The organism is Nocardioides albidus, from assembly GCF_006335005.1.
Lineage (GTDB): Bacteria > Actinomycetota > Actinomycetes > Propionibacteriales > Nocardioidaceae > Nocardioides > Nocardioides albidus.
This window is the reverse complement of record NZ_VDMP01000027.1, coordinates 94,555-118,026: the sequence shown is the minus strand read 5'-3', so window position 1 is coordinate 118,026 and position 23,472 is coordinate 94,555. Positions and strand designations below refer to the sequence as shown.

Genomic DNA, 23,472 nt, shown 5'->3' with positions numbered 1-23,472 from the left:
GCCGACGCCGTCCCTAACCGCGGATGCGGCGACGCGCGCGCCTGGCGATCTCCCGTGCCGCGGCGCCGCGGGCGCCGTCCCGGGCGGCGTCGGCCTCCCAGAGCTCGGCGACCGCGCGGTGCCGGGACCACGCGGCCCGTTCCACCGGACCCGCGAGATCGCGGTGCTCCGGCCGGGGGTGGACGCCGGTGAGCTTGCTGATGATTCCCACGGCGAGGGCCGCGGCGGCGCCGGGATCGATCGCGCCGACGGGAGCGTTCTCGCCCTCGGCGGGCGCGAGGGCCCGGTCGGAGAGCAGGGCCAGGTCGCCGATCACACGAGCGCCCGAGGCGCCGATCCGCTCGGCCATGCCGGCCCCGATCTCGAGGGCGCGGTCGACCGCCCAGGCGGGGGTCAGCAGGCGCTCGGCTCTCGGGTCCGGGGGCGCCGCCTGCAGTCCGCGCGCCGCGCCGAACCGCACGAAGCGGGCGTGGTCGGCGCTCGACCAGGGCGCGGCGGACGTGCGTCCGACGAGCTCCTGCATGACCAGCGCCTCCGGGTAGGTCAGCGACCGGTTGGTCTTGTCCGCCGGAGGGCGCAGCAGGCCGTCGGGAAGGCCGAGCAAGCCTTCGAAGGCCGCGGGGAGCCCGCGGTGGTCACGGTCGTCGACCACGACCACGCTCACCCGGTCGGCACCCGCGAGCCCGACCCAGCGCTCCACGAGCCGGTCGTGCCGGTGACGTCGCCAGAACGACGGGGTGATCGTCCCGCTCTCGGGCTCGCCGCCCTCGCTGTCCTGGCCGAGGATCACCCGGAGCCACTCGTCGTACGGCGGCACGGGGATGTTCTGCGTGTACTGCTGCCACTGCGAGCCCAGGAGACGGACGATCGGGCGCACCGTGATGACCACATGCGTCTGCGGCCCGAGTGCGTCGAGCACGGCGCGTGCACCGTCGTCGGTCGCCTCGCAGTAGACCTCGCTGCTCAGGACGCCGATCCGCGGTCGGGCGGCCCGCATCTCGGCGACGAGGTCGAACCAGCGCTGCCGGTAGACGTCCAGGCTCTTGCCGGCGTAGACGTATCCGAGCGCGACCGCCATCGAGGCGTCGATCTCGTGCGCCGCATCGCCGGGGTAGACGATGCCGTACTCGGCGAGGGCGGGGCGGGCCTCCCACAGCGCCCCCTGCATCGCCGTCGTGCCGGTCTTGTAAGGGCCGATGTGGACGAGCGTGGTCCCCGCGGGAAGGGCTGGCGTGCCGGTCATCGGCGTCCCCCGAGCCGGGCGAGGAGGGCGCGTGCCGGCAACTGCTCCAGGGGTACGACGACGGGCCGGTCCGGCGCGAGGTCCGCGGGTCGCTCCAACTGGCCGAGCATCACCTCGAGCGCTGCATCCGCCGCGACGTCGATCGGGATCTGTCCGTGTTCGGCCGGCACCGGCCACAGCAGCGCGTCGCGCGGGCCGCTGATCGTGACCCCGTCGGCCTCCAGCTCGGCCAGGGTGGACCGGCAGGCGTCGCGCAGCACGCGGGCGTCGGCCGCGCTCACGTCGGGGTCGGCGTCGAGTGCCCTGCTGATGCAGGCGGTCGCCTCCGCTGCGCCGTCGGCCGCGGTCTGCCAGCTGGGAGGAAGCAGGACCTCGACCTGGGCGACCAGCGCGTCGGCGTACGCCCGGGCGGCCGCCTGCCCGCCGGTGACGCTCTGCTGCGGGACCGGGTCGGCGTCGGTCCGGGCCGCCGCGGCACGGACGTCGAACGGCGGCCAGCGCCGACCACTCGCGAGGGTCAGCAGTTGCTCGAGGGAGGTCACCTCGTCCAAGGAGACGGCGAGGTGCACGGGCGCCGCGTCGCTGTGCAGGGCCCGCACCTCCTCAGCCCAGGATGCGAGCGCCTCGGGCGTCGGCTCGGCGAGCAGCTCGGCCACGGCGCCGACCACGAGCAGGGTGCGCCCGGCGGAGGGCCCGGCCAGCTCGACGAGGGTGACGTCGGGGAGCTCGTCGTCGTCGCGGATGACCCGCTCGTCCTCGAGGGACGCCCACCACGTCGGGACGGCGAAGGCGTTCATCCCGGCACGAGCGTCGTGGACCTGCAGGATCATCGGCGGACCACGCGGCGCCGGACCCTGCGGCCCAGCTCACCCAGCAGGTCGCGGCCGCCGAGGCCGGCGAGGTCGGGCGAGGCGGTCGACGCCTGTCCGGCCGTGTGCCGCAGGGCAGCCCTGAACGCGATGTCCATCAGGCGGCCGGCGCTCTCGACGTCGACGGTGGCCGGCACGTCGACCTCGTCCGCGTGCTCCGCGGGATCGACGAGGAGGTCGCCGAGATCGCCGACCACCGTGACAGCCGATTCCTCGACCGCGGTGTTCCACGCGGCGACGTACTCGTTGGCGCGCTCGGCCACCCAGCGCGGCGCGCGGATCGGGTGGGCGGGGAGGGTGGTGGTGTAGTCGCGCAGGGGCTGTCGGGCCAGGACGTTCATGGCGGCCATCCACGTGGGATGGTCGCCGCCGTTCGCCGTCCAGGCCCGGTTGAAGTGGCGCAGCATCTCCGCTTGGGGGTAGGGCAGGGAGGCGTTGCCCTCGGGAACCGCCTCGAGGACCTCGGGGACGCCCATCAGATTCTCGAAGACGCGCAGGGTCCGCTGCCGGTCGGCGGGGTCCGGGACGACCAGGAGGATGTTCTCCTCGCCGAAGACCGCGCCCCACTCGGCGATGATGCGGCGCAGGCTGAAGCGGTGGAGCACCGGCATGAACCGGGTGTAGTCGACGGTCACGTCGCCGCCGACCGTGACGGCGGCGAACTGGTTGGCCGCCCACTCCTCCAAGGACTCCGTGCCACGGCGCCGGAGCCACTGCTGCCACTGCGAGACCATCAGCGGGGCCAGCGGACGCAGGGTCACCACGATCCGGGTGCTCTGCCCGAGCTGCTCGGCGAGATAGGGCAGGCGCGGCGCCTGCGCCACGCACAGCGACTCGCTGGACCAGAAGGTGCAGCGCGCCGCCGAGGTCCGGAAGTCGGTCGCCAGCTCCTGCCAGCGGGCCTCCCACTCGGCGTGCGAGGTCCAGTAGTCCTCGAGACCGCCGGCCGCCAGCTGCGCCACGCGCATCTCGTGGCGGCCCTTGCCGACGTTGTGCGCGCCGAGCTCCTCGAGCCGGGGGCGGGCCCGGTCGAGAGCCCCCTGGAGCGCGGTGGTTCCGGTCTTGGGCAGACCGATGTGGAGGAAGCGCGAGCCGTCCGGGAGGGCGTCGGGCAGGTCGACAGAGCGCATCGGCAGATCCTAGGACGGCTCGCCGAAGAAGGCCGCGGCGACCCGCTCGGCCGCGTGGCCGTCCATGTGGCGGTTGAACCGCTGGTGGAAGGTCTCCATCGCGTCGGCGTACCTGCGCCGCAGGCCGTCGAGGTCGCGCAGCAGGTCGACGACCTGCTCGGCGGTGTCGACGTGCGGGCCGGGGGCGGTGGGGGCGTAGTCGTAGAGGAAGCCGCGCACGCCGCCGACATAGGTGTCGAGATCGGGGACGAGGAAGACCATCGGCCGCTGGGTGAGGGCGAAGTCGAAGCGCAGCGAGGAGTAGTCGAGCACCGCGGCGTCGGCGGCGAGGATCAGGTCGTTGATCTCGGGATACTCGGTGACGTCGAGGAAGCGGGCGCCGCCGGCGTCGCCTGCCGGGTTGTGGAAGCGGTGGCCGCGCAGCAGCAGGACGTAGTCGGGGCCGAGGTCGCGGGCGGCGGCGGCCACGTCGAGGTGGTGCACGGCGTCGGCGGCGCGCCAGTTGGTGGCCTGGTCGTCGCGCCAGGTGGGGGCGTAGAGGATGGCCTTCTGGTGGAGCGCGATGCCGAGTCGGCGGCGGGCGTCCTCGCGTACGACGTCCGCGCGGTCGCCGACGAGCACGTCGTCGCGCGGGTAGCCCTCGCTGTGGATCGGCCCGTCGTAGGCGTACTCCCGGCGGTAGTACTGGTCCATGTCCGGGTCGGGGGTGAGGATCAGGTCCCACTGCTGGGAGGTGCGGGCGAGCTCCAGCTGGATCCGGCGCGGCGGGTAGTGCTTGGCGTCCCACATCCGGATGCCCATCGACTTCGACGGGTAGCCGTGGAAGGTCTGCAGCAGGCGCTGGCCCGGCCGCTTGCGGAACCACCGCTCCGGGTCGATGTTCATGCACAGCTGCCCGGCGGAGGCCAGGACGCGGTACCACTCGCGGGTGGTCATCACGACCGGTACGCCGCCCTCCGGGACCCAGGAGGCGGCCGACGCCACGCCCCAGTAGAGCTTCAGGTCGGGGCGGGTACGACGCAGCTCCTCGTGCAGCGCGAGCTGGCTGTCGGTCGCCGAGGCGCCCACATAGGACTGGAAGTAGACGGAGTCCGGCTCCAGCGGAAGGTCCGCGTCGGCGTACCACTCCTGGAGCTGGGTCTGGCCGTAGGGGACGCGCTCCTCGACGGGCACCGGCGGAAGGAGCTCGACGCCGGCGACCCGACCCTCCTGCACGACGCGGGCGGAGTAGCTGCGGTGGTCGGTGCCGACCATGAAGTGGTGGAGCCGGTCGATGGCACGCTCGCCGAGGAGGGCGCGGGTGGTGGTGCCGTCGCGGGTGACGGCCAGCCAGAGCCAGCCCGGCGCGAGGGGGCGCTCCCCGAGGCCCCAGCGGTCGGTGGTCAGCTCGACGCCGGCGCGGACGGACCCGGGCTCGTCGCCGGGGGCGAGGTCGGCGGTGAGGACCTCGGCGCCGCCGACCTGGGCGAGCAGGGCGAGCCGGGCCCCGTCGGCCGGTGCGCCGAGCCAGCGGCCGGTCACCTCGAGGCGCAGGCCCTCGACGGCCACCTCGTCGACGACCAGGGTGTCCGCCGCCTCGTACAGCTCGGTGTCGCCGGAGGCCGTGCGCGAGGCGACGACCTCGCCGGCGCCGACGGCGAGCCACTGGGGCGCGCCGGCCGGCCAGCCCAGGGCGAGCTCGCCGCCGTCGGAGGTCAGGACCCGCACCTGCCAGCGCCGCTGCCCGGTCCAGGCGGCCGGGAGCACGAGGCTGAAGCGGAGACCGTCGTCGACGGGCGTGGCCTCGGCGCGGACCTGCTGGCTGCCCTGGGTGACCCGCAGACCGGTGACGTTCGCGTCCCCGGGCGCCACCAGGACGCCGGTGACGGTGCGCCCCGCGACCTCGAGCGAGCGCAGGCGCGGCGCGCCGTCGGGACGGATCCGCAGGCCGACGACGTCGGAGCGCGGGTTGAAGGCGACCACCGAGCCGGCCACCGGACGAGGGGCGAGATGGTCGCGGCCGATGAACCCGGCCGAGGCCTGCTCGTCGATGAGCGGGACCGGGCCGGAGCGTCGTACGCCGTCGACGTCGATGTCGATCTCGACCACCCAGACCGCGTGGTCGCGGTCCTTGCTGGCACGGACGACGTCGGCGACCGGCACGACCGCGTCGAAGGCGCCCCACGAGAAGTCCTGGTGGCGGCGCAGCGCCTGGTTGGCGCGGGCGTCGCGGAACTGCCGGATCTGCAAGGGGATCCGCTGGCCGCTCCCCTGCTCGACGAGGGCGCAGTCGACGGTCGGGAGGCCGCTCATGTGGACGAAGTCGATGGCGGCGAAGATCGTGAGCTCGAGCGTCTCTGCGTCGATCCAGCGGGCCTCGCGCAGCATCGCGCGGAAGCGGGTCTCGTCGGCGGTCATCTCGAAGAGCTCGGCGGGGATGCCCAGCGCGGTGTCGTCGTGGTGCGGCAGCAGGGCCCAGACCTTGCCGTCGCGGACCTCGGTGGGGCGGTTGCCCCGGGTGAACAGGCGCCCGCCGAGGAAGTCCTCGAGCGCGGCGCGGTGGTCGTGCTGGAGCAGCCACAGCTTGACCCGGGCCTCGGCGTTCAGGCGCGACCAGACGTGCTCGTCTGCGGCCTCGAGCAGCATCGTCGCGTGGTCGCGCAGCGTCCGCCACTGGTGGGCGTCGGCGCGCTCGACGTCGGCGACCAGCGGCTGGATCGCGGTGTCCAGCACTCCCCACAGGAACCAGTCGCGGACCTCCGGCAGGCCCAGGCCCTCCACCCGGTGCCAGGTGTGGTCGTTGCGGTCGATCCAGTCGGGCAGGCCACTCAGCACGTCCGGGACGGTGCCGACCTGGACGCCGTCGCGGCGCTTGGTCGGGATGTAGGTGAAGTCGGCCAACAGGTCGAAGGTGGTCGCCCGCTCCAGCAGCCCCAGCGCGACGTCGGCGCCGTCGGGGAACTCCTCGGTGAAGCGCAGTCCGGAGCTCGCCCAGAACCCCCGCTCCACGAGCTTGTTGCCCAGGCCGAGGTCGGTGACCGCGACCGGCGTCGCGGCGAGCGTCGTGCTCCGCACCGGGGCGTGGTGGGCGGCGTCGTACGCCGAGTCGGGGATCCAGCCGGCGATGTCGGGCTCGCGCATGGCGCCCACCACCACGGGCGAGCCCGAGCGCGCGTGTGCCTCGACGAGCCGCTCGATGCCGGTGTGGACGAAGTCGTCACCGGCGTGGGTGACGACGACGACCAGCTCGCCCGAGGCGGCAGCGACTCCGGCGTTGCGGGCGGCGGCCAGCGAGCGCTCGATCTTGACCCGGGTCTTGATCCGCCAGTCCTGGGCGGCGTGCTCGCGCACCGTCGCGGTGACCCGCTCGTGGCGCCCGAAGCGCACGACGAGGATCTCGAGGTTGCGGTGGGTCTGGACCTTCAGCGAGTCCAGGCAGGTGCCGATCCGGGTGGTGTCGTCGTCGCCGACCGGCAGGACGACGGTGACCAGCGGTCCGGAGAACTCACCGCGGAAGCGTCGCGTCGCGCGGCCCAGCGGCCCCCTCAGCCGACCGGGTCCCGCCTTGGCGAGCCGGATCAGCTCCTGCTGGGCGCGGGCGCGGTCGAAGGCCACGGCGGCAGCGTCCTTCCGGTTCGGCGGGTGGGTCGCCCGATGCTACCGACCCGTCACGCCCCGGCGAGGTGCCAGGTCTGTCCCGTCGAGGTGCCAGGTCTGTCCCGTCGAGGTGCCACCGAAGGTCACCCCTCGACGGTGCTTTCGTGGCACCTCGGCGGAGAGGGAGTCAGGCGGGGCGGCGGGCCCGGGTGCGGGCCTGGGCCTCGAGGGCGTGGATCTGGGCGGTGAGGACGTCGAGCTCGGCCTCCAGCTCGGCGACCCGTACGACGGCCTGACCCGCTCGCTCCTCCGCGTCGGAGAGGCGCTCGGCGAGTCGGTCGGCGGTGCGCTGCGCCTCGTCGGCCCGGTCGCCGGTCTCGGCCAGCTCGCGGCGGGCGTCGGCCAGCTCGGCGGCGGCGTCGCCGAGACGCTTCTCGAGGCGGGCGATGGTGGCGTCGCGCTTGGCCACCTTGCCCGTCATGTCCGCGGCGAACTCGACGTTCTCCGCGGTCCGGACCTCGGTCAGCTCGGCGTACGCGCGCGCCTGGACGGCACGGTCGCGGGCCGCCTCCCGACGGGAGTCCAGGAGCTCGGAGTGGGTGATCTTGGTGGCGACCGCGCCCAGGACGACGGCGGCGACGGCGGCGATCGTGACCAGGACCCAGGATCCGGTCACGGTGGTGCCGGCGACGGCGAGCGCCGCGAGCACGAGGAGGAGGACAGCGACCAGGACCCGCGTGGAGCGCTGACGGCGGCGATTGCCGGACATGACAGGGGAAGTCATGACCAGCACGTTATGCCTCGGGGGCGCTGGGACGGCGCAGACACGCACGTCACATTCGTCCCAACCGTCACAGGTCGGATCGGCTCACTCGTCGTCGTGGACCCGGCACGCCCGCTCCAGGAGCAGACCGGTGACGACGGCGGCGAGGGCGCAGACGGCCGCCACGAGCGAGCGCACCATCCGCTCGTCGGCCAACTCGGCGGGGTCACCGACCCACGACAGGGCGTAGCCGACGTACCCGCCGGTGGCGAGGGCCGCGACCAGTGCGCTGGCTCGGGCGAGCACGAAGCGGTTCACCGCCTGGTGGGACTCGAGGCGCTCGCGGCGCACGTGCACGGCGCGGTGGGTCACCCACGCGACGTACCCCAGGATCGCGGCGAGCAGGAGCATCGCGAGCGGCTGGGCCGCGGACACCAACGGCGGGACGACGCCGAGGCGGTCGCACACGGGGTGGAGGGCCCAGCCGGCCACGAGTCCGACGGCGACCCAGCGCAGCAGCGTTCCGGCGCCGGTCGGGCGCAGGTCGCCGGCCGGGGCGGGCGGGGGCTCCTCCTCGGGCTCCTGGACGGGGCCCTCGCGGCTCACTCGAACTCGAGGACCAGGTCGTCGCGCAGCTTGAGGCCGTCGGAGTCGATCTTCTCGAGCAGCTCGGCGACCGGCCCGTGGTCGAGCAGCTGGGCGTCGGGCTCGAGGTCGAGCCACGGCTTGAGGACGAAGGCACGCTCGTGGGCGCGGGGGTGCGGCAGGCGCAGGGCGTCGGTGTCGCTGCGGCGGTCGCCGACGACGATCAGGTCGACGTCGAGCGTGCGCGGGGCGTTCTTCACGTCGCTGCGCTCGCGGTCGAAGGCGTCCTCGATGGCCAGGGCCCGGTCGAGGAGGCGGTGGGCGGACAGCGTGGTGTCGGCGAGGACGACCGCGTTGAGGTAGTCCTGCGCCTCGGGCGGGCAGTCGACCGGCGCGGTCTCGTAGACCGGCGACACGCCGGTGACCCAGACCTCGGGGGTGTCGGCGAGGACGCCGAGCGCGCCCTGGAGCGCCGCGAACCGCTCACCGACGTTGGACCCGAGAGCGATCACCACCCGACGGATCGGTCGCATCTCGCCGGTCAGCGTGTCCGCATCGACGATGTTCGGATTCGGGGTCTCGGTCATGCTGGGCCCTCTGCCTTCCCGTTTCGGTCTCCCACCCCGGCCGCCTCGCGGCGTCGGGTGATGGTCAGCTGTACATCGGCGAACGTCGCCTGGATCGGCGCATCCGGCTTGTGGACACTCACCCGCACCCATTCAACACGAGGGTCCAACAGGCAGGTGTCCGCGATGCGCTGCGCGAGGGTCTCGATCAGGTCGACCGGGTCCCTCGTCACGGCAGCCACGACCTGGTCGACGAGGCTTCCGTAGTCCACCGTGTCATGCAAGTCGTCCGACGCCGCCGCCGGGGCGGTGTCGACGCCGAGGGCGAGGTCGATCCTGAAGACCTGACCGTCGCGTCGCTCGTGGTCGAAGACGCCGTGGTGGGCGAAGCACTCGATGCCGAGGATGCTCAGCTCGTCAGTCATTCTCAGTCCCTCTCCGGCGCCCCGGCCCGATCCGCGGCTGGACCCCACTGTGCCGCAACCGCGAGGGCGTCGCGATGGGCACGCACATCGTGGACCCGCAGGCACCACACCGGGGCGCCGCCGAACCCGGCCGCCAGCAGCGTCGTGAGCGCCACGCCGGCGGCCTCCCGCTCGGCCACGGGGCGCGGCTGTCCGGACGGGTCCTCGAGCAGGCGCCCGAGGAAGGTCTTGCGGCTTCCGCCGACGAGCAGCGGGTAGCCGAGCCCGGCCAGCACGTCGAGGTGGCGCAGCAGCTCCCAGTTGTGGTGTGCGTGCTTGGCGAAGCCCAGGCCGGGGTCGAGCACGATCTGCTCGTCGCGGACGCCGGCGGCCCGGATCGCCGCCACCCGCTCGCCCAGCTCGTCGCGCACCGCGGCGACGACGCCGCCGCGGTCGTCGTACTCGGCGAACTCCTGCATCCGGTCGCTGTGCGCGCGCCAGTGCATCGCGACGTAGGTGACGCCGGTGCGCGCCACGACGTCGACGATCGCCGGGTCCGCCAGGCCCCCGGAGACGTCGTTGACGATGCTGGCGCCCGCGGCGACGGCGCGCTCGGCGACCTCGGCGCGCATCGTGTCGACCGAGACGGTCGCGCCGGCAGCGGCCAGCGCCTCGATGACGGGTACGACGCGGTCGAGCTCCTCCTCGAGCAGCGGACGGGTCGCGCCCGGACGCGTCGACTCGCCGCCGACGTCGAGGATGTCGGCGCCCTGCGCCAGCAGCTCGCGTCCGTGCGCGATCGCGCGCGTGGGGTCGTCGTACCGCCCGCCGTCGGAGAAGGAGTCGGGCGTGACGTTGACGACCCCCATCACGAGAGGCGTCGACGGGCCGGTCATGGCGGAAACCCTAGACTCCCTAGACTCGCGGCATGGCCGAGGCTCCCGCGGTGTCCGTCGTGATCCCGACCTATCGCTCGGGCGCCGGGCTGGATCGCGCGATCGCGTCGCTGGACGCGCAGACCCTCGCGCAGGACCGGATCGAGGTGCTGCTGCTCGACGACGGCTCACCGGACGACACCGCGCAGCGCATCGAGGCGATCGCGGCCGGACGGGCCAACTACCGCGCCTTCGCGCTCGAGGCCTCCGGGTGGCCCAGCCGGCCGCGCAACATCGGTGTGCGCGAGGCGCGCGGGCGCTACGTGCTCTTCATGGACCACGACGACGAGCTCTACCCCGACGCGCTGCGGGCCGGGGTCGAGCTGGGCGATGCGGCCGGAGCCGACGTCGTCAACGGCAAGGAGGTGCGCACCCAGATCGCCCGCTGGGGGCTGACGCACTACGCGCGTGACCTGACGGACGCTACGGGCGAGCCGCTGCGCGGGCTGCTGCCGATGACGCCGCACAAGCTCTACCGGCGGGAGTTCCTGGTCGGGCACGACATCCGGTTCCCCGAGGCGCCGCGGCACCTGTGGGAGGACCTGTTCTTCCACGTCGACGTCATCCGGCACGAGCCCGCGGTCGCGCTGCTGAGCTCGACGCCGTTCTACCACTGGCGCAAGACCGCCGAGAACAACTCGACGTCCACCGATGGCACCAAGCTCGACTACAGCGGCGACCCGGAGTACTGGCCCTATCTCGAGAAGCTGTTCCGGCTGGTCTCCACCGTGGAGAAGCCGGAGATCCGCGACGAGCTGCTCGCCCAGAACGTCCACGTGCGCCTGGTCTCCCAGCTCGGGCAGCGCGACGCGGACGCCGACGCGGCGAGTGTCGCCGAGGCCCGCGCCGAGGTCGCCCGGATGCTCTCGACGTATGTTCCCGTTGAGCTCGACGCCCTGCTCCCCGAGCGCAGCCGGGTGGCGATCACCCTCTTCCGCGACGGCCATGCCGACGCCGCCGCCGACTTCCTGCGCGACGGGATCGACCGGCGTCCGGAGTTCACGGTCACCGCGGTCGAGGAGTCCGTCGACGGTGGCGTCACGGTGACCGGGTCCGTGTCGTGGAGCCGGGTGCCCGGCCAGCCCTTCGCCCGTCGTACGCCGTCCGGCGAGGTGGTGCGCGACCTGCCCGAGCCGCTGGCCGGCCTGCTCGCCGAGCGCGGACTGACGCCTTCGGCCGACGTCTCGACCGCCTTCGTCGACGTGGCGATCCGGCACGCCCCGACCCGCGTCAACTGGCTGCTGCCGTCGACCTCCCGGGTCGAGCTGGTCGAGCAGGAGGACGGCACGCTCGAGCCGGCCGGCTCGTTCACCGCCCGCTTCGACCCGGCCACGGCCGCGATGGGCCACCCGCTGCCGCCCGGCGCGCACCTGGTGCTGGGCATGTGCGAGCTCGACGGCCGGACCGGCATCAAGCGGGCGTTCAGCGACCTCCCCGCAGGCACGCGCGTCGGCCAGGTGACGCTGGACTACTCCGCCCAGGACGGGCTGTTGCTGCGGGTCCCCGCCGACGAGCCGCCCGCGCGGCGGGGTCTGCTCGGGCGGCTGCGGCGGGGGTGAGCTGCTCGGGTGGCGCGCCGGTGGCGGGTTCACCACGGGATGTAGGCGAACCCGCACCTCTATAGCGGAACTCCGCTACAGGAGCTCTGCTTCGACTACATCCCGTGGTGAACCCGCCCGCAGCCGAAGCGAGCGACCGGCCGCATTCGCCGATCGGGCGACACGCTCGCGTCAGAGCAGGTGGTTGGGGCCGGCGTCGGCGGCCTCGGCGAGGAGGTCGAGGAGGTAGCGGCCGTACCCGCTCTTGAGCAGCGGCGTGGCGAGCTCCTCGAGGCGGGCGTCGTCGATGATCCCGAGCCGCCAGGCGATCTCCTCGGGCGCGCCGACCTTGGTGCCCTGCCGGGCCTCGAGGGCGCGCACGAAGTTGCTGGCGTCGTTGAGGTCGTCGAACGTGCCGGTGTCGAGCCAGGCGGAGCCGCGCGGGAGGACCTCGACCTGGAGCCGGCCCTCGTCGAGGTACATCCGGTTGAGGTCGGTGATCTCGAGCTCGCCGCGGGCCGACGGCTTCAGCGTCTTGGCCTTCTCGACGACGTCGGAGCCGTAGAAATAGAGCCCGGGGACGGCGTAGTGGCTGCGCGGCTTCTCGGGCTTCTCCTCCAGCGAGAGCGCCTTGCCCTCCGCGTCGAACTCGACGACGCCGTACGCCGTCGGGTCGGCCACGCGGTAGCCGAAGACCGCGGCGCCGTCGAGGTCCTCGAAGCGGCGCAGGCGGGTGCCGAGGCCGGCGCCGTAGAAGATGTTGTCGCCGAGGACGAGCCCGGCGCCGCCGCCGGCGAGGTGCTCCTCGCCGATCAGGAAGGCCTGGGCGAGCCCGTCGGGCGAGGGCTGCACGGCGTAGGTGATCTCGATGCCGAACTGGCTGCCGTCGCCGAGCAGGCGGCGGAACTGGTCGGCCTCGTGGGGCGTGGTGATGACCAGCACCTCACGGATGCCGGAGAGCATCAGCGTCGAGAGCGGGTAGTAGATCATCGGCTTGTCGTAGATCGGCATCAGCTGCTTGCTGATGGCGTGCGTGATCGGGTGCAGTCGGCTCCCGGTGCCACCGGCCAGGATGATCCCGCGCATGATGTCTCCCGCTTCTCGATCGTGGTGCTGCCGTCCCGGCGTCGGTCTCGATACGCCCGGACGGCATTGTCCTTCATACACTGGCACGCGTGCGCATTCTCGTGACCGGCGGAGCCGGGTTCATCGGCTCGAACTTCGTCCACCACCTCGTCCGCCACACCGACGCCTCGGTGACGGTTCTCGACAAGCTGACCTACGCCGCGAGCCGGGAGTCCCTGGCCGGGCTGCCCGAGGAGCGGGTGCGGCTGGTCGTCGGCGACATCGTCGACGCCGGGCTGGTCGAGCCGCTGGTGGCCGAGCACGACGCGGTCGTCCACTACGCGGCCGAGTCGCACAACGACAACTCCCTCAACGACCCGTCGCCGTTCATCCAGACCAACCTGATCGGCACCTTCACGCTGCTCGAGGCGGTCCGCAAGGCGGGCGTCCGGTTCCACCACGTCTCCACCGACGAGGTGTACGGCGACCTCGAGCTGGACGACCCGAAGCGGTTCACCGAGGACACGCCCTACACCCCCTCGTCGCCGTACTCCGCGTCCAAGGCTGGCTCCGACCACCTGGTTCGCGCGTGGGTTCGCAGCTTCGGCGTCCAGGCGACGATCTCGAACTGCTCCAACAACTACGGCCCCTGGCAGCACATCGAGAAGTTCATCCCACGCCAGATCACCGAGGTGGTCGACGGCCGCCGGCCCAAGCTCTACGGCTCGGGCGAGAACGTGCGCGACTGGATCCACACCGAGGACCACTCCTCGGCCGTGCTCCGGATCCTGGAGAAGGGGCGGATCGGCGAGACCTACCTGATCGGCGCCGACGGCGAGAAGTCGAACCTCGAGGTGGTCCGGATGATCCTGACCCTGATGGGCCGCGACGCCGACGACTTCGAGCACGTCACCGACCGCGCCGGCCACGACCTGCGCTACGCCATCGACTCCGGCAAGCTGCGCACCGAGCTGGGCTGGACCCCGCAGTACGCCGACTTCGAGTCCGGCCTGGCGCAGACCGTCGAGTGGTACCAGCAGAACGAGGCGTGGTGGCGCCCGAAGAAGGACGCGACCGAGGCGGCCTACGCAGCCAAGGGACAGTGAGCGTGAGCGACCTGCGCGTCGAGACGACGCCGATCCCCGGCCTGCTCGTCGTCCACCTGCCGGTGCACGGTGACGACCGCGGCTGGTTCAAGGAGAACTGGCAGCGCGAGAAGATGGTCGCGCTCGGCCTGCCCGACTTCGGGCCCGTGCAGAACAACATGAGCTACAACGCCGCCCGTGGCGCGACCCGCGGCATCCACACCGAGCCGTGGGACAAGTTCGTCTCCGTCGCCACCGGCAAGGTGTTCGCGGCGTGGGTCGACATGCGCGAGGGCGAGACCTTCGGGGCGACGTACTGGACCGAGGTCGACGAGAGCAAGGCGATCTTCGTGCCGCGCGGCGTCGGCAACTCCTACCAGGCGCTCGAGGACGGCACGGTCTACTCGTACCTCGTCAACGACCACTACGTCGCCGGCCGGGTCTACCCCGCGCTCAACCTCCAGGACGAGACGGCCGCGATCCCGTGGCCGATCCCGCTCGACTCCGCCGAGGTCGAGATCTCGGCGAAGGACCTGGCCAACCCGGTGCTGGCGGACGTCGAGCCGATGGCGCCCAGGAAGACGCTCATCACCGGCGCGCGCGGGCAGCTCGGGCAGGCGCTCGCGTCGCTCCACCCGGGCGCGACCCTCGTCGACCTCGACGAGCTCGACCTCACCGACGACGCCGCCCTGGCCGCGTGGCCGTGGGAGGAGTACGGCCTGATCCTCAACGCGGCCGCCTACACCGCCGTCGACAAGGCCGAGACGGCCGAGGGCCGTCCCGTCGCCTGGGCCGCGAACGCCGCCGCCCCCGCCGCGCTGGCGCGCATCGCCGCCGCCCGCGGCATCACGCTGGTGCACTACTCGACCGACTACGTCTTCGACGGCTCCGAGGTCGAGGGCGGTCACCGCGAGGACGAGGGCTTCGCGCCGCTCGGCGTCTACGGCCAGACCAAGGCCGCCGGCGACCTCGCCGTGTCGGGCGCACCGCGCCACTACATCCTGCGGACCTCGTGGGTCATCGGCGAGGGCCACAACTTCGTGCGCACCATGGCGCGCCTGGCCGCCGACGGCGTCGACCCGGCTGTGGTGGACGACCAGGTCGGCCGGCTGACCTTCACCTCCGAGCTCGCCCGCGCGACGGCCCACCTCGTCGCGAGCGGCGCGCCGTTCGGCACCTACAACGTCACCAACTCCGGCACGCCGCGCTCGTGGGCCGACTACGCCCGCCGGGTCTTCGAGCTCACCGGCCACGACCCCGCCCGGGTCGGCACCGTGACCACCGAGGAGTACGCCGCCGGCAAGGACCTCTCCCCCCGCCCGCTGCACAGCACGCTGGCCCTCGACAAGCTCGCCTCCACCGGGTTCGTGAGCACGGACGCCGACGAGGCGCTGGCGGCGTACCTGGCGGGCTGAGCAAGCCGCTGCAGGAATCCCCGGACGTCCGGCTGCCGGGACGACCTACCGGCTCAGCCGCGGCCGCGCGAGCTGTGGATGAGCGCCATCGCCTCGGCGCGGGTGGCGGGGTCGCTGAGCATGGTGCCGCGGACGGCGGAGGTGATGGTGCGGGCGCCGGCCTTGCGGACGCCGCGCATCGTCATGCACAGATGCTCGGCCTCGATCACCACGATGACGCCGCGGGCGTCGAGGAGCTCCATGAGGGAGTCGGCGACCTGGGTGGTCAGCCGCTCCTGCACCTGGGGACGCTTGGCGTAGACGTCGACGAGCCGGGCGAGCTTGGACAGGCCGGTGATCTTGCCGGTCTCGGCGGGGATGTAGCCGACGTGGGCGACCCCGGTGAACGGGACCAGGTGGTGCTCGCACATCGACCACAGCTCGATGTCGCGCACCAGGACCATCTCGTCGTGACCGAGGTCGAAGGTCGTGGTGAGGACGTCCTCGGGCACCATCCGCAGGCCGGCGGTGAGCTCGGCGTACGCCCGCGCCACCCGGGCCGGGGTGTCGCGAAGCCCCTCACGATCCGGGTCCTCGCCGATGGCGGCGAGGAGCTCCCGGACAGCGGCCTCGGCGCGCGGCTGGTCGAACGGAGGGATGTCCTGCGGCCCGCGATCGGGCGCGCTGACGGGATCGATCATCGACGAAGGCTCCGGGTCAGGTGCCGGCGGGCGGGCTCGGCGGGGTGGGATCGCTGGGAGGTACGGCGGGCCCGCCGCCGTACACGTCGCCACCCGGTCCCGGCGGGGTCAGGATCTGGCCGCCCTGGCCCCGGTCGGGCTCGGCCGTGCGCCCGTTCTGCGCGGCGCGGCGGCGGATCTCCTCGGGGATCTCCACCGGCGGGATGTCGGACGGCACCCGGTTGGGCGAGCCGGTCCACGCGGGTCGCGCCGGACGCAGGCGCAGCGCGGTGAAGATCTCCGCGACCTGCTCCTTGTCGAGCGTCTCCTTGTCGAGCAGCGCGAGGACGAGGGCGTCGAGCACGTCGCGGTTCTCGACCAGGATGTCGAAGGCCTCCTGGTGCGCGGTGGCGAGGAAGTTCTTGGTCTCCTCGTCGATGATCGCCGCGACGTCCTCGGAGTAGTTGCGCGCGTGGCCGATGTCGCGGCCCAGGAAGGGCTCGCCGTTGGACTCGCCGAGCTTGATCGCGCCGAGGCGGTCGGTCATGCCGTACTGGGTCACCATCGCGCGCGCCAGCCCGGTGGCCTTCTCGATGTCGTTGCCCGCGCCCGTGGTCGGGTCGTGGAAGATCAACTCCTCCGCTGCCCGGCCGCCGAGCATGTAGGCGAGCTTGTCGAGCATCTCGGAGCGGGTCTGGGAGTACTTGTCCTCGTCGGGCAGCACCATCGTGTAGCCCAGGGCGCGCCCGCGCGGGAGGATCGTGATCTTGTGGACCGGGTCGGTGCCCGGCAGCGCCGCCGCGACGAGGGCGTGGCCGCCCTCGTGGTAGGCGGTGATCAGCTTCTCCTTCTCCGACATCAGGCGGGAGTTGCGCTGCGGCCCGGCCACGACGCGGTCGATCGCCTCGTCGAGGGTCGCCGAGGTGATGACCTTCTCGTTGTTGCGGGCGGTCAGCAGCGCGGCCTCGTTGAGGACGTTGGCGAGGTCGGCGCCGGAGAAGCCGGGGGTACGACGCGCGACCGACATCAGCTCGACGTCGGGACCCAGCGGCTTGCCGCGGGAGTGGACCTCGAGGATCCGCTTGCGGCCGGCGAGGTCGGGCGCGTCGACCTGGATCTGGCGGTCGAAGCGGCCCGGGCGCAGCAGCGCCGGGTCGAGGACATCGGGACGGTTGGTGGCGGCGATCAGGATGACGCCGCCGCGCACGTCGAAGCCGTCCATCTCGACGAGGAGCTGGTTGAGGGTCTGCTCGCGCTCGTCGTGGCCGCCGCCCATGCCGGCGCCGCGGTGGCGTCCGACGGCGTCGATCTCGTCGATGAAGACGATCGCGGGGGCGTTCTCCTTGGCCTGCTCGAACAGGTCGCGCACGCGCGAGGCGCCGACGCCGACGAACATCTCGACGAAGTCCGAGCCGGAGATCGAGTAGAACGGGACGCCCGCCTCGCCGGCGACGGCGCGCGCGAGCAGGGTCTTGCCGGTTCCGGGCGGGCCGTAGAGCAGAACGCCCTTGGGGATCTTCGCGCCCACGGCCTGGAACTTCGCGGGCTCGGAGAGGAACTCCTTGATCTCCCCGAGCTCCTCGATCGCCTCGTCGCAGCCGGCGACGTCGGCGAACGTGGTCTTCGGCATGTCCTTGCTGATCATCTTCGCCTTGGACTTGCCGAACTGCATGACACCGCGGCCGCCGCCCTGGACGTTGTTCATGAGGAAGATGAACAGCAGGATGATCAGCGCGAACGGCAGCAGGGTGGCGAGGATCGAGCCGAGCAGGCTGGGCTGCGGGTTCTTCGAGTTGGACTTCTCGATCGTGCCCTCGGCGATCTGCTCGTCGACCGCCTGGATGAGCAGCAACTGCTGCTCGGTGACCCAGGACGACATGACCTTGTCGCCCTGCTTGCGGGTGCCCTTGTCGAGGGTGGCCTCGATCGTCTGGTCGCCGTCGATGAAGGTGATCTCCTCGACCTGGCCCTTGTCGATGTACTTCGCCATCTGCGAGGTGGGGACCTCGTCGTAGCCGCCGCCGGGGGCGAGGAACTCGAGGGCGAGGACGACGGCGAGGACCGCCACCACGATCCAGACCCACGGCCCCCTGAAAACGCGCTTCACAGACTTACTCGCTCCCCAACTACGTCGACAGGATCAGACGACGGTACACGCCGCCGACGGGTCCCATTCTGTCTGGTCCCTGGTTGGGCGGCCGAGCGCTCGGCGCCGGATCCGCCGGGGATCAGGAGTAGACCGAGGGCGACAGCGTGCCGATGTCGCGCAGGTTGCGGTAGGTCTCGCGGTAGTCGAGGCCGTAGCCGACCACGAACTCGTTGGGGATGTCCCAGCCGACGTACTTGGCCTTGACCGGCATCTGCAGTGCCTCCGGCTTGCGCAGCAGCGTGGCGATCTCGACGCTCGCCGGGCCGCGGGAACCGAGGTTGGAGGTGAGCCACGACAGGGTCAGGCCGGTGTCGATGATCTCGTCGACGATCAGGACGTGGCGCCCGGAGATGTCGGCGTCGAGGTCCTTGAGGATCCGTACGACGCCCGACGACTTGGTGCCGGAGCCGTACGACGACACGGCCATCCAGTCCATCTCGACATGCTTGTCCAGGGCCCGGGAGAGGTCCGCCATGACCATGACCGCACCCCTCAGCACGCCGACGAGGACGAGGTCCTTGCCCTCGTAGTCGCGGCTGATCTCGGCAGCCATCTCGGCGATCCTCGTCTGGATCTGCGCCTCGGTGAAGAGCACCTCGACCAGGTCGTCCCCGACGTCTGCTGCGTCCATGGGCGTCAGCCTGCCACAGCCGTCGGGCGGAACCGGAGGTGGCCGTCGCGGCGGTACGCCGTCACGTGGCCCGGCAGCTGGACCTCCCCGTCGATCTCGCCGGCCGCCAGCCCCACCAGCGCCGTCACGTGGACGTGGAACAGCTCGCTGTCGGTCGCGCCCGCGTCGAGGGCAGCCAGTCGCAGCACCCGGGAGGCGACGGCCAGGTGGTGGTCGTGCAGGGGGCGGAGCGGCAGGCCGGACTCGGTCCGCAGCCCGTCGTCCGCCGTCGCGGCGAGGGCGTCGAGGGCCTCGACGTCGGCGCGGACCTGGTCGGCGGTGCGGGCCAGGGTGGCGGCCACGCCGGGGCCGAGCTCGTCCTCGAGCACGGGCAGGACGCGCTGCCGGACGCGGACCCGGGCGAAGCCGGGGTCGCTGTTGTGAGGGTCGTCCCAGGGCTCGACGCCGTCCGCCAGACAGGCCGCCACGGTGTCGGCGCGCGCCACGTCGAGCAGCGGGCGGCGGTAGTGGTCGAACGCGCGGCGCATCCCGGCCAGGCTGCGCCCGCCCGAGCCGCGGGCGAGTCCGAGGAGCACGGTCTCGGCCTGGTCGTCACGGGTGTGCCCGAGCAGGACGAGCTCGGCGGCGAAGTGCTCACGCAGCTGCTCGAGGACGGCGTACCGCGCGCGGCGGGCCGCCGCCTCCACGCCGAGGCCGGCCGGGTCGACCTGGACGCGGGCCGTCGCGGTCTCGTCCGCGCCGAGTCCGGCCATCTGCGCGACGACCCGCGCCGCGTGCGCGGCGGAGCCCTCCTGGAGGCCGTGGTCGACGGTCGCCCCGACCACCCGCAGGCCGGCTCGATGGCCCTCGAACACCGTCGCGGCGAGGAGCGCGAGCGAGTCGGCGCCGCCGGAGCAGGCCACCAGCACGGTGGCACCGGGATCGAGGTCGGCGAGCGCGCGTCGTACGCCGCGGCGGACGGCGGCGATCGCCGGGTGGAGGCCCATCGGTGCGGAGGCTGGTCGGCCCGGATCAGCCCAGGACGCGGCGGACCCAGCCGTCGGGGTCGCTGAGCTCGGCCTTGCTGGGGAGGTTCTCGGGGCCGGCCCACACGGCGTTGAACTCCTCCATGCCGACCTTGTCGACGACCGAGCGCACGAAGTGGGCGCCGTCGCGGTACTGAGCCATCTTGGCCTCCAGGCCGAGCAGGCGGCGCAGGATGCGGTCGAGCGTGCCGACGCCCTGGCGCCGCTTGGTGAACTTCTTGCGGATCTGCGCGACGCTCGGGATCACGGTCGGGCCCACGTCGTCCATCACGACGTCCGCGTGGCCCTCGAGCAGCGACATCATCCCGGTCACCCGGTCGATGACCTCCCGCTGCTCGGGGGTGCTGAACATCTCCACGATGCTGGCGCCGTTGCGGCCGGCCTTGATCGCCTCGGTGATCCGCTCCAGGCCGCCCTCGAGGAAGCTGGCCGGCTCGACCGTGTCGCTGATCGCGCGGATCTCGGAGAACAGGTGCTCGCGCATCCACGGCACGGCCGTGAACTGCACCCGGTGGGTCTCCTCGTGCAGGCAGACCCAGAGCCGGAAGTCGTGCGGGTCGACCTCGAGCTCCCGCTCGACGTGCACGATGTTGGGCGCCACGAGCAGGAGCCGTCCGTGCGGCTCGTGGAAGGGGTCGAACTGGCCGAGCACCTTGCCCGCCAGGAAGCCGAGCAGCCCGCCGACCTCGGCACCGGTGACCTTCGCGCCCACCTTCAGGCCCAGACCCTTCGGCTGCTTGCTCGCGACCAGCTTCTCGATCATCGGGCGGGTCGCCACCGCGAAGCCCTCCGCGTTGGCCTGCACCCACCCCGGCCGGTCGACGACCAGGATCGGCGCCGTGCCCTCCGGCGCATCCAGCCCGGTGAACTCCCGCACCAGCCCGGTCGAGCGGTGGGCTCCCGCGCGCAGCTCGGCGACCGCCTCCTCCGCCTCCGCCCGGGACACCACCGGCCCCTCGCCGGCCAGCCGCGAGCCGAGCGCGACGGCGAGGTCCCAGTCGATCATCGCGGGCAGCGGCGCGGCGGGTGCGGTCATGCCCGGAAGCCTAGGACCCTGCCCCCAGTCCCCCACCCCCCGCGAGGTGCCACCCCGGTACCGGCGAGGTGCCGATGAAGTACCGGCGAGGTGCCGATGAAGGTCCGCAGGTCTGGACAGCGACGCCACAGGGGCGGACCGCTCCTGGCACCTTGCAGGGCCAGGGTTGGCACCTCGCAGGGCCAGGGTTGGCACCTCGGCGGTCAGCAGGAGCAGGCGCCGAGGCCGGCTGCGGCGTTGTCCATGGCGACCCGGGCGAGCACGCCCTTGACCTTCTTGACCTTGTCGGCCATCAGCGCGAAGGCGAGGAGGTGTCCCTCGGCGTCGATCGCGATGCCGGCCAGCGAGGTGACGCCGGTGAGAGTGCCGGTCTTGGCCCGCACCCGGCCCCGGCCGGCCGCGGGACCGTGGTCCATCCGGTCGGTCAGGGAGCCGGTGTAGCCGGCGACGGGGCGGGCGGCCAGGAGCGGGCGCAGCTGCGGATGGTCGGCCGAGGCGGCGAGGCGGAGTACGTCGACCAGGACGCCCGGCGCGAGCCGGTTGGCACGCGAGAGACCGCTGCCGTCGTACAGCACCGAGCCGCGCAGGTCGATGCCGTTGGCGGTGAGCACCCGCTCCACGGCGCGCTGGCCGCCCGCGAAGGAGCCGTCGCCCTGGTCGACGAGCCCGGCCTGGCGCAGCAGCACCTCCGCCGCGGCGTTGTCGCTCACCTCGATCAGTCGCTGCACGATCTGGGCGACGGTGGGGCTGGTGACGCGGGCCACCTCGGTGGCTGTGGGGGTGGCGGTGGTGCGCGCCGGGGCTCCGGTGACGGTGATGCCGCGCCGGGCGAGGGCCTGCGCGAACGTCGTGGCGGCCTCCAGCGCCGGGTCGGCGACCGGCCCCTGGCCGGGTCGGGCCCGCCCCTCGTCGACCCACAGCGAGCTGACCGGATTGATCTCGTCGGGGACGTAGACCGGTCGCCAACTCGGGTGCAGGGCCGGCCCGGTGAACAGCGAGTCGTCGAATCCGAGCTCGACGCTCGCGACGCCGGACCCCTTCAGCGCACGGGCGGTCCGCTTGGCGAGGGTGCGGACGTCGGCGCGCTCGGGGTCGTACGTCGCCCCCGTGGCTGCCGGGTCGGGCTCACGCGCGAGCAGGGGGTCGCCGCCGCCGACGAGGACCAGCCGCGGCGTCGTACCGCTGGTGTCGAGGACGGTCGTCGTCGCGAAGGTCCGCTCCGGACCGAGCAGGAAGAGGGCGGCTGCCGCGGTGACGATCTTCGTGGTCGACGCGGGGATGGCGACGGCGGCGCCCTCGGCCGCCTCGTAGGCGTAGCCCGCGCCCTCGAGCGGACCGACCGCCGCGATGACGTGGCGGCCGAGGTCGGGAGAGTCCAGCGGCCCGAGCGCCTGACGGACCGCCGCCGGATCGAGCGGCGCGGCGCCGTCGGCCGCGGGGGCGAGCGCATCAGGTACGACGACGGGCGGCACGTCGACCTCGGGGGGCGGGGCGACCGCGGCCGGGTCCTGCGGCGGGCCGGCATCGGCACGCAGATCGTGCCACCACCGCTCGGCCCAGCCGGTCCGCCAGGCGACGCCGGCGCCGGCCAGGAGCGCGATGACGAGCACGCCCGCGAGCACGCGTCGGGCACGCCTGGCGCCGGGCTCGCGGTCCTTCTTCGCCACTGCTCTCCTCCCCGACTGCGCGTTCGGGGACATTGTGCGGGACAATGCTGCGAACAACGGCGCCGGGCCGGCTCACAACTCCCGCGAGCAGGTGCGTGCCCGACCCGATCGCCCGCCCCGATCCGGGCCCAGATTGTGTGGAGGAAGCCAGTGCTGGAATTCGACGTCCTCGTGGAGATCCCCAAGGGGAGCCGCAACAAGTACGAGGTCGACCACGAGTCCGGGCGCATGCGCCTCGACCGTTTCCTCTTCACCTCCACGATGTATCCGGCCGACTACGGCTACATCGAGGACACCCTCGGCCAGGACGGTGACCCGCTCGACGCGCTGGTCCTGCTCCAGGAGCCGACCTTCCCGGGCTGCCTCATCAAGTGCCGTGCGATCGGCATGTTCCGGATGACCGACGAGGCCGGCGGTGACGACAAGGTCCTCTGTGTCCCCGCGGGCGACCCGCGGATGGAGCACCTGCGCGACATCAACCACGTGCCGAACTTCGACCGGCTCGAGATCCAGCACTTCTTCGAGGTCTACAAGGACCTCGAGCCCGGCAAGTCCGTCGAGGGCGCCGACTGGGTCGGCCGCACCGACGCCGAGGCCGAGATCGCGGCCTCCTTCGAGCGCTTCAAGACCACCGGCCACTGATCCCACGTCGAGTTGCCGCCAACTCACCGTCGAGTTGCCGCGTTCTCACCGTCGAGCCGCCCACAGCGGCAACTCGAGAGTGAGTTTGGGGCAACTCAACGGTCAGTTTGGGGCAACTCAACGAGGGGCCAGGAGCACGGACAGCCCGGCGGCGATGGCGGCCGGGCTGTCGTCGTACTCGGGCGGCATCGTGACGTAGCCGACGGCGAGCCGGGCGAGCACGCGGGCGAGCTCGCCCCGGGTGGCGGGGTCGACGTGGGGCCAGGCGGCCGTCGCGGCGGTCTCGAGGTGCTCGGCGACCCGGACGAGCAGCGGCGCGGCGTCCGTGGTGACGATCCGGACCAGGTCGTGGTGGGCGTCGCCGGAACGCACCCGGCCGATCAGCGGGTCCTCGGCAGCGGTCTCGAGGAAGAGCCGCAGCCCCTCCTCGAGGCCCGTGCGCGGGTCGTCGGCGTGCCCGACCAGCATGTCGGCGATCAGCGCGCACAG

General features: G+C 72.7%; 20 protein-coding genes and 1 pseudogene. 4 read left to right on the top strand and 17 right to left on the bottom strand.

What is annotated here, in order from left to right; all coding sequences use genetic code 11:
* Positions 1–13: 13 nt before the first annotated feature.
* From FHP29_RS18950 to folP, 9 genes are all read right to left on the bottom strand, one after another.
* Positions 14–1,243, bottom strand: a complete 1,230-nt coding sequence (locus FHP29_RS18950; protein WP_139624436.1) for a hypothetical protein — start codon at positions 1,241–1,243, stop codon at positions 14–16.
* Positions 1,240–2,073, bottom strand: a complete 834-nt coding sequence (locus tag FHP29_RS18945; RefSeq protein ID WP_139624435.1) for a hypothetical protein — start codon at positions 2,071–2,073, stop codon at positions 1,240–1,242. The genes FHP29_RS18950 and FHP29_RS18945 overlap by 4 nt, the downstream gene beginning before the upstream one ends.
* Positions 2,070–3,242 (bottom strand): hypothetical protein, encoded by a 1,173-nt coding sequence (locus tag FHP29_RS21890; protein WP_158296644.1) that lies wholly within the window; start codon positions 3,240–3,242, stop codon positions 2,070–2,072. Before FHP29_RS21890 ends, FHP29_RS18945 begins: the two co-directional genes overlap by 4 nt.
* Before the next feature lie 9 nt (positions 3,243–3,251).
* The gene (locus tag FHP29_RS18935) at positions 3,252–6,836 is read right to left on the bottom strand and encodes a CDP-glycerol glycerophosphotransferase family protein (protein ID WP_139624434.1); all 3,585 of its coding nucleotides are present in this window, start codon (positions 6,834–6,836) and stop codon (positions 3,252–3,254) included.
* A 169-nt stretch (positions 6,837–7,005) separates the two neighbouring features.
* A complete protein-coding gene (locus FHP29_RS18930; RefSeq protein ID WP_139624433.1) occupies positions 7,006–7,602 on the bottom strand; it encodes a hypothetical protein in 597 nt (198 codons plus the stop codon).
* A gap of 84 nt (positions 7,603–7,686) precedes the next feature.
* Complete coding sequence (locus tag FHP29_RS18925; protein ID WP_240044605.1) at positions 7,687–8,187, bottom strand: DUF3180 domain-containing protein; 501 nt, start codon at positions 8,185–8,187, stop codon at positions 7,687–7,689.
* A complete protein-coding gene (gene folK / locus FHP29_RS18920) occupies positions 8,184–8,753 on the bottom strand; it encodes a 2-amino-4-hydroxy-6-hydroxymethyldihydropteridine diphosphokinase (RefSeq protein WP_139624432.1) in 570 nt (189 codons plus the stop codon). Before folK ends, FHP29_RS18925 begins: the two co-directional genes overlap by 4 nt.
* On the bottom strand, positions 8,750–9,157 hold the full coding sequence (folB, locus tag FHP29_RS18915) for a dihydroneopterin aldolase (protein ID WP_139624431.1): 408 nt from the start codon (positions 9,155–9,157) through the stop codon (positions 8,750–8,752). The genes folK and folB overlap by 4 nt, the downstream gene beginning before the upstream one ends.
* A gap of 2 nt (positions 9,158–9,159) precedes the next feature.
* The gene (gene folP, locus FHP29_RS18910; protein WP_240044604.1) at positions 9,160–10,032 is read right to left on the bottom strand and encodes a dihydropteroate synthase; all 873 of its coding nucleotides are present in this window, start codon (positions 10,030–10,032) and stop codon (positions 9,160–9,162) included.
* A 32-nt stretch (positions 10,033–10,064) separates the two neighbouring features.
* On the opposite strand from folP, the gene FHP29_RS18905 reads away from it, so the two are divergent.
* A complete protein-coding gene (locus tag FHP29_RS18905; protein ID WP_139624430.1) occupies positions 10,065–11,630 on the top strand; it encodes a glycosyltransferase family 2 protein in 1,566 nt (521 codons plus the stop codon).
* 171 nt (positions 11,631–11,801) lie between these two features.
* Here the strand turns inward: FHP29_RS18905 and rfbA are convergent, their stop codons facing one another.
* The gene (rfbA, locus tag FHP29_RS18900) at positions 11,802–12,695 is read right to left on the bottom strand and encodes a glucose-1-phosphate thymidylyltransferase RfbA (protein WP_139624429.1); all 894 of its coding nucleotides are present in this window, start codon (positions 12,693–12,695) and stop codon (positions 11,802–11,804) included.
* 95 nt (positions 12,696–12,790) lie between these two features.
* Between rfbA and rfbB the strand changes: the two genes are divergently transcribed.
* On the top strand, positions 12,791–13,780 hold the full coding sequence (gene rfbB, locus FHP29_RS18895; protein ID WP_476703672.1) for a dTDP-glucose 4,6-dehydratase: 990 nt from the start codon (positions 12,791–12,793) through the stop codon (positions 13,778–13,780).
* Between the two features lie 2 nt (positions 13,781–13,782).
* On the top strand, positions 13,783–15,174 hold the full coding sequence (locus FHP29_RS18890) for a sugar nucleotide-binding protein (protein WP_139624427.1): 1,392 nt from the start codon (positions 13,783–13,785) through the stop codon (positions 15,172–15,174).
* 53 nt (positions 15,175–15,227) lie between these two features.
* Here the strand turns inward: FHP29_RS18890 and folE are convergent, their stop codons facing one another.
* The 6 genes from folE to dacB all read right to left on the bottom strand — a co-directional run bounded on the left by folE (position 15,228) and on the right by dacB (position 22,341).
* Positions 15,228–15,854, bottom strand: a complete 627-nt coding sequence (folE, locus tag FHP29_RS18885; protein ID WP_139624426.1) for a GTP cyclohydrolase I FolE — start codon at positions 15,852–15,854, stop codon at positions 15,228–15,230.
* 16 nt (positions 15,855–15,870) lie between these two features.
* Positions 15,871–17,940: an ATP-dependent zinc metalloprotease FtsH gene (ftsH, locus tag FHP29_RS18880; RefSeq protein ID WP_139624425.1), complete on the bottom strand. Its 2,070-nt coding sequence runs from the start codon at positions 17,938–17,940 to the stop codon at positions 15,871–15,873.
* Positions 17,941–18,061: 121 nt separating this feature from the next.
* Positions 18,062–18,613: a hypoxanthine phosphoribosyltransferase gene (gene hpt, locus FHP29_RS18875; protein WP_139624424.1), complete on the bottom strand. Its 552-nt coding sequence runs from the start codon at positions 18,611–18,613 to the stop codon at positions 18,062–18,064.
* A gap of 5 nt (positions 18,614–18,618) precedes the next feature.
* A complete protein-coding gene (gene tilS, locus FHP29_RS18870) occupies positions 18,619–19,599 on the bottom strand; it encodes a tRNA lysidine(34) synthetase TilS (RefSeq protein ID WP_139624423.1) in 981 nt (326 codons plus the stop codon).
* Positions 19,600–19,624: 25 nt separating this feature from the next.
* Positions 19,625–20,674 carry a zinc-dependent metalloprotease gene (locus FHP29_RS18865; protein WP_240044603.1) on the bottom strand — a complete coding sequence of 350 codons (1,050 nt, stop codon included), beginning with the start codon at positions 20,672–20,674 and terminating at the stop codon, positions 19,625–19,627.
* Positions 20,675–20,877: 203 nt separating this feature from the next.
* Positions 20,878–22,341: a D-alanyl-D-alanine carboxypeptidase/D-alanyl-D-alanine endopeptidase gene (gene dacB / locus FHP29_RS18860; RefSeq protein WP_139624422.1), complete on the bottom strand. Its 1,464-nt coding sequence runs from the start codon at positions 22,339–22,341 to the stop codon at positions 20,878–20,880.
* A 153-nt stretch (positions 22,342–22,494) separates the two neighbouring features.
* On the opposite strand from dacB, the gene FHP29_RS18855 reads away from it, so the two are divergent.
* Positions 22,495–22,983: an inorganic diphosphatase gene (locus FHP29_RS18855; protein ID WP_139624883.1), complete on the top strand. Its 489-nt coding sequence runs from the start codon at positions 22,495–22,497 to the stop codon at positions 22,981–22,983.
* 117 nt (positions 22,984–23,100) lie between these two features.
* On the opposite strand, the pseudogene FHP29_RS18850 reads toward FHP29_RS18855, so the two are convergent.
* Positions 23,101–23,472, bottom strand: a pseudogene (locus FHP29_RS18850) (hypothetical protein); the annotation flags it as partial.

Coding starts and splice junctions, on each gene's coding strand:
- FHP29_RS18950 (WP_139624436.1), bottom strand. CDS start 1,243: ATGACCGGCACGCCAGCCCTTCCCGCGGGGACCACGCTCGTCCACATC.
- FHP29_RS18945 (WP_139624435.1), bottom strand. CDS start 2,073: ATGATCCTGCAGGTCCACGACGCTCGTGCCGGGATGAACGCCTTCGCC.
- FHP29_RS21890 (WP_158296644.1), bottom strand. CDS start 3,242: ATGCGCTCTGTCGACCTGCCCGACGCCCTCCCGGACGGCTCGCGCTTC.
- FHP29_RS18930 (WP_139624433.1), bottom strand. CDS start 7,602: ATGACTTCCCCTGTCATGTCCGGCAATCGCCGCCGTCAGCGCTCCACG.
- folK (WP_139624432.1), bottom strand. CDS start 8,753: ATGACCGAGACCCCGAATCCGAACATCGTCGATGCGGACACGCTGACC.
- folB (WP_139624431.1), bottom strand. CDS start 9,157: ATGACTGACGAGCTGAGCATCCTCGGCATCGAGTGCTTCGCCCACCAC.
- folP (WP_240044604.1), bottom strand. CDS start 10,032: ATGACCGGCCCGTCGACGCCTCTCGTGATGGGGGTCGTCAACGTCACG.
- FHP29_RS18905 (WP_139624430.1), top strand. CDS start 10,065: ATGGCCGAGGCTCCCGCGGTGTCCGTCGTGATCCCGACCTATCGCTCG.
- rfbA (WP_139624429.1), bottom strand. CDS start 12,695: ATGCGCGGGATCATCCTGGCCGGTGGCACCGGGAGCCGACTGCACCCG.
- folE (WP_139624426.1), bottom strand. CDS start 15,854: ATGATCGATCCCGTCAGCGCGCCCGATCGCGGGCCGCAGGACATCCCT.
- hpt (WP_139624424.1), bottom strand. CDS start 18,613: ATGGACGCAGCAGACGTCGGGGACGACCTGGTCGAGGTGCTCTTCACC.
- tilS (WP_139624423.1), bottom strand. CDS start 19,599: ATGGGCCTCCACCCGGCGATCGCCGCCGTCCGCCGCGGCGTACGACGC.
- FHP29_RS18865 (WP_240044603.1), bottom strand. CDS start 20,674: ATGACCGCACCCGCCGCGCCGCTGCCCGCGATGATCGACTGGGACCTC.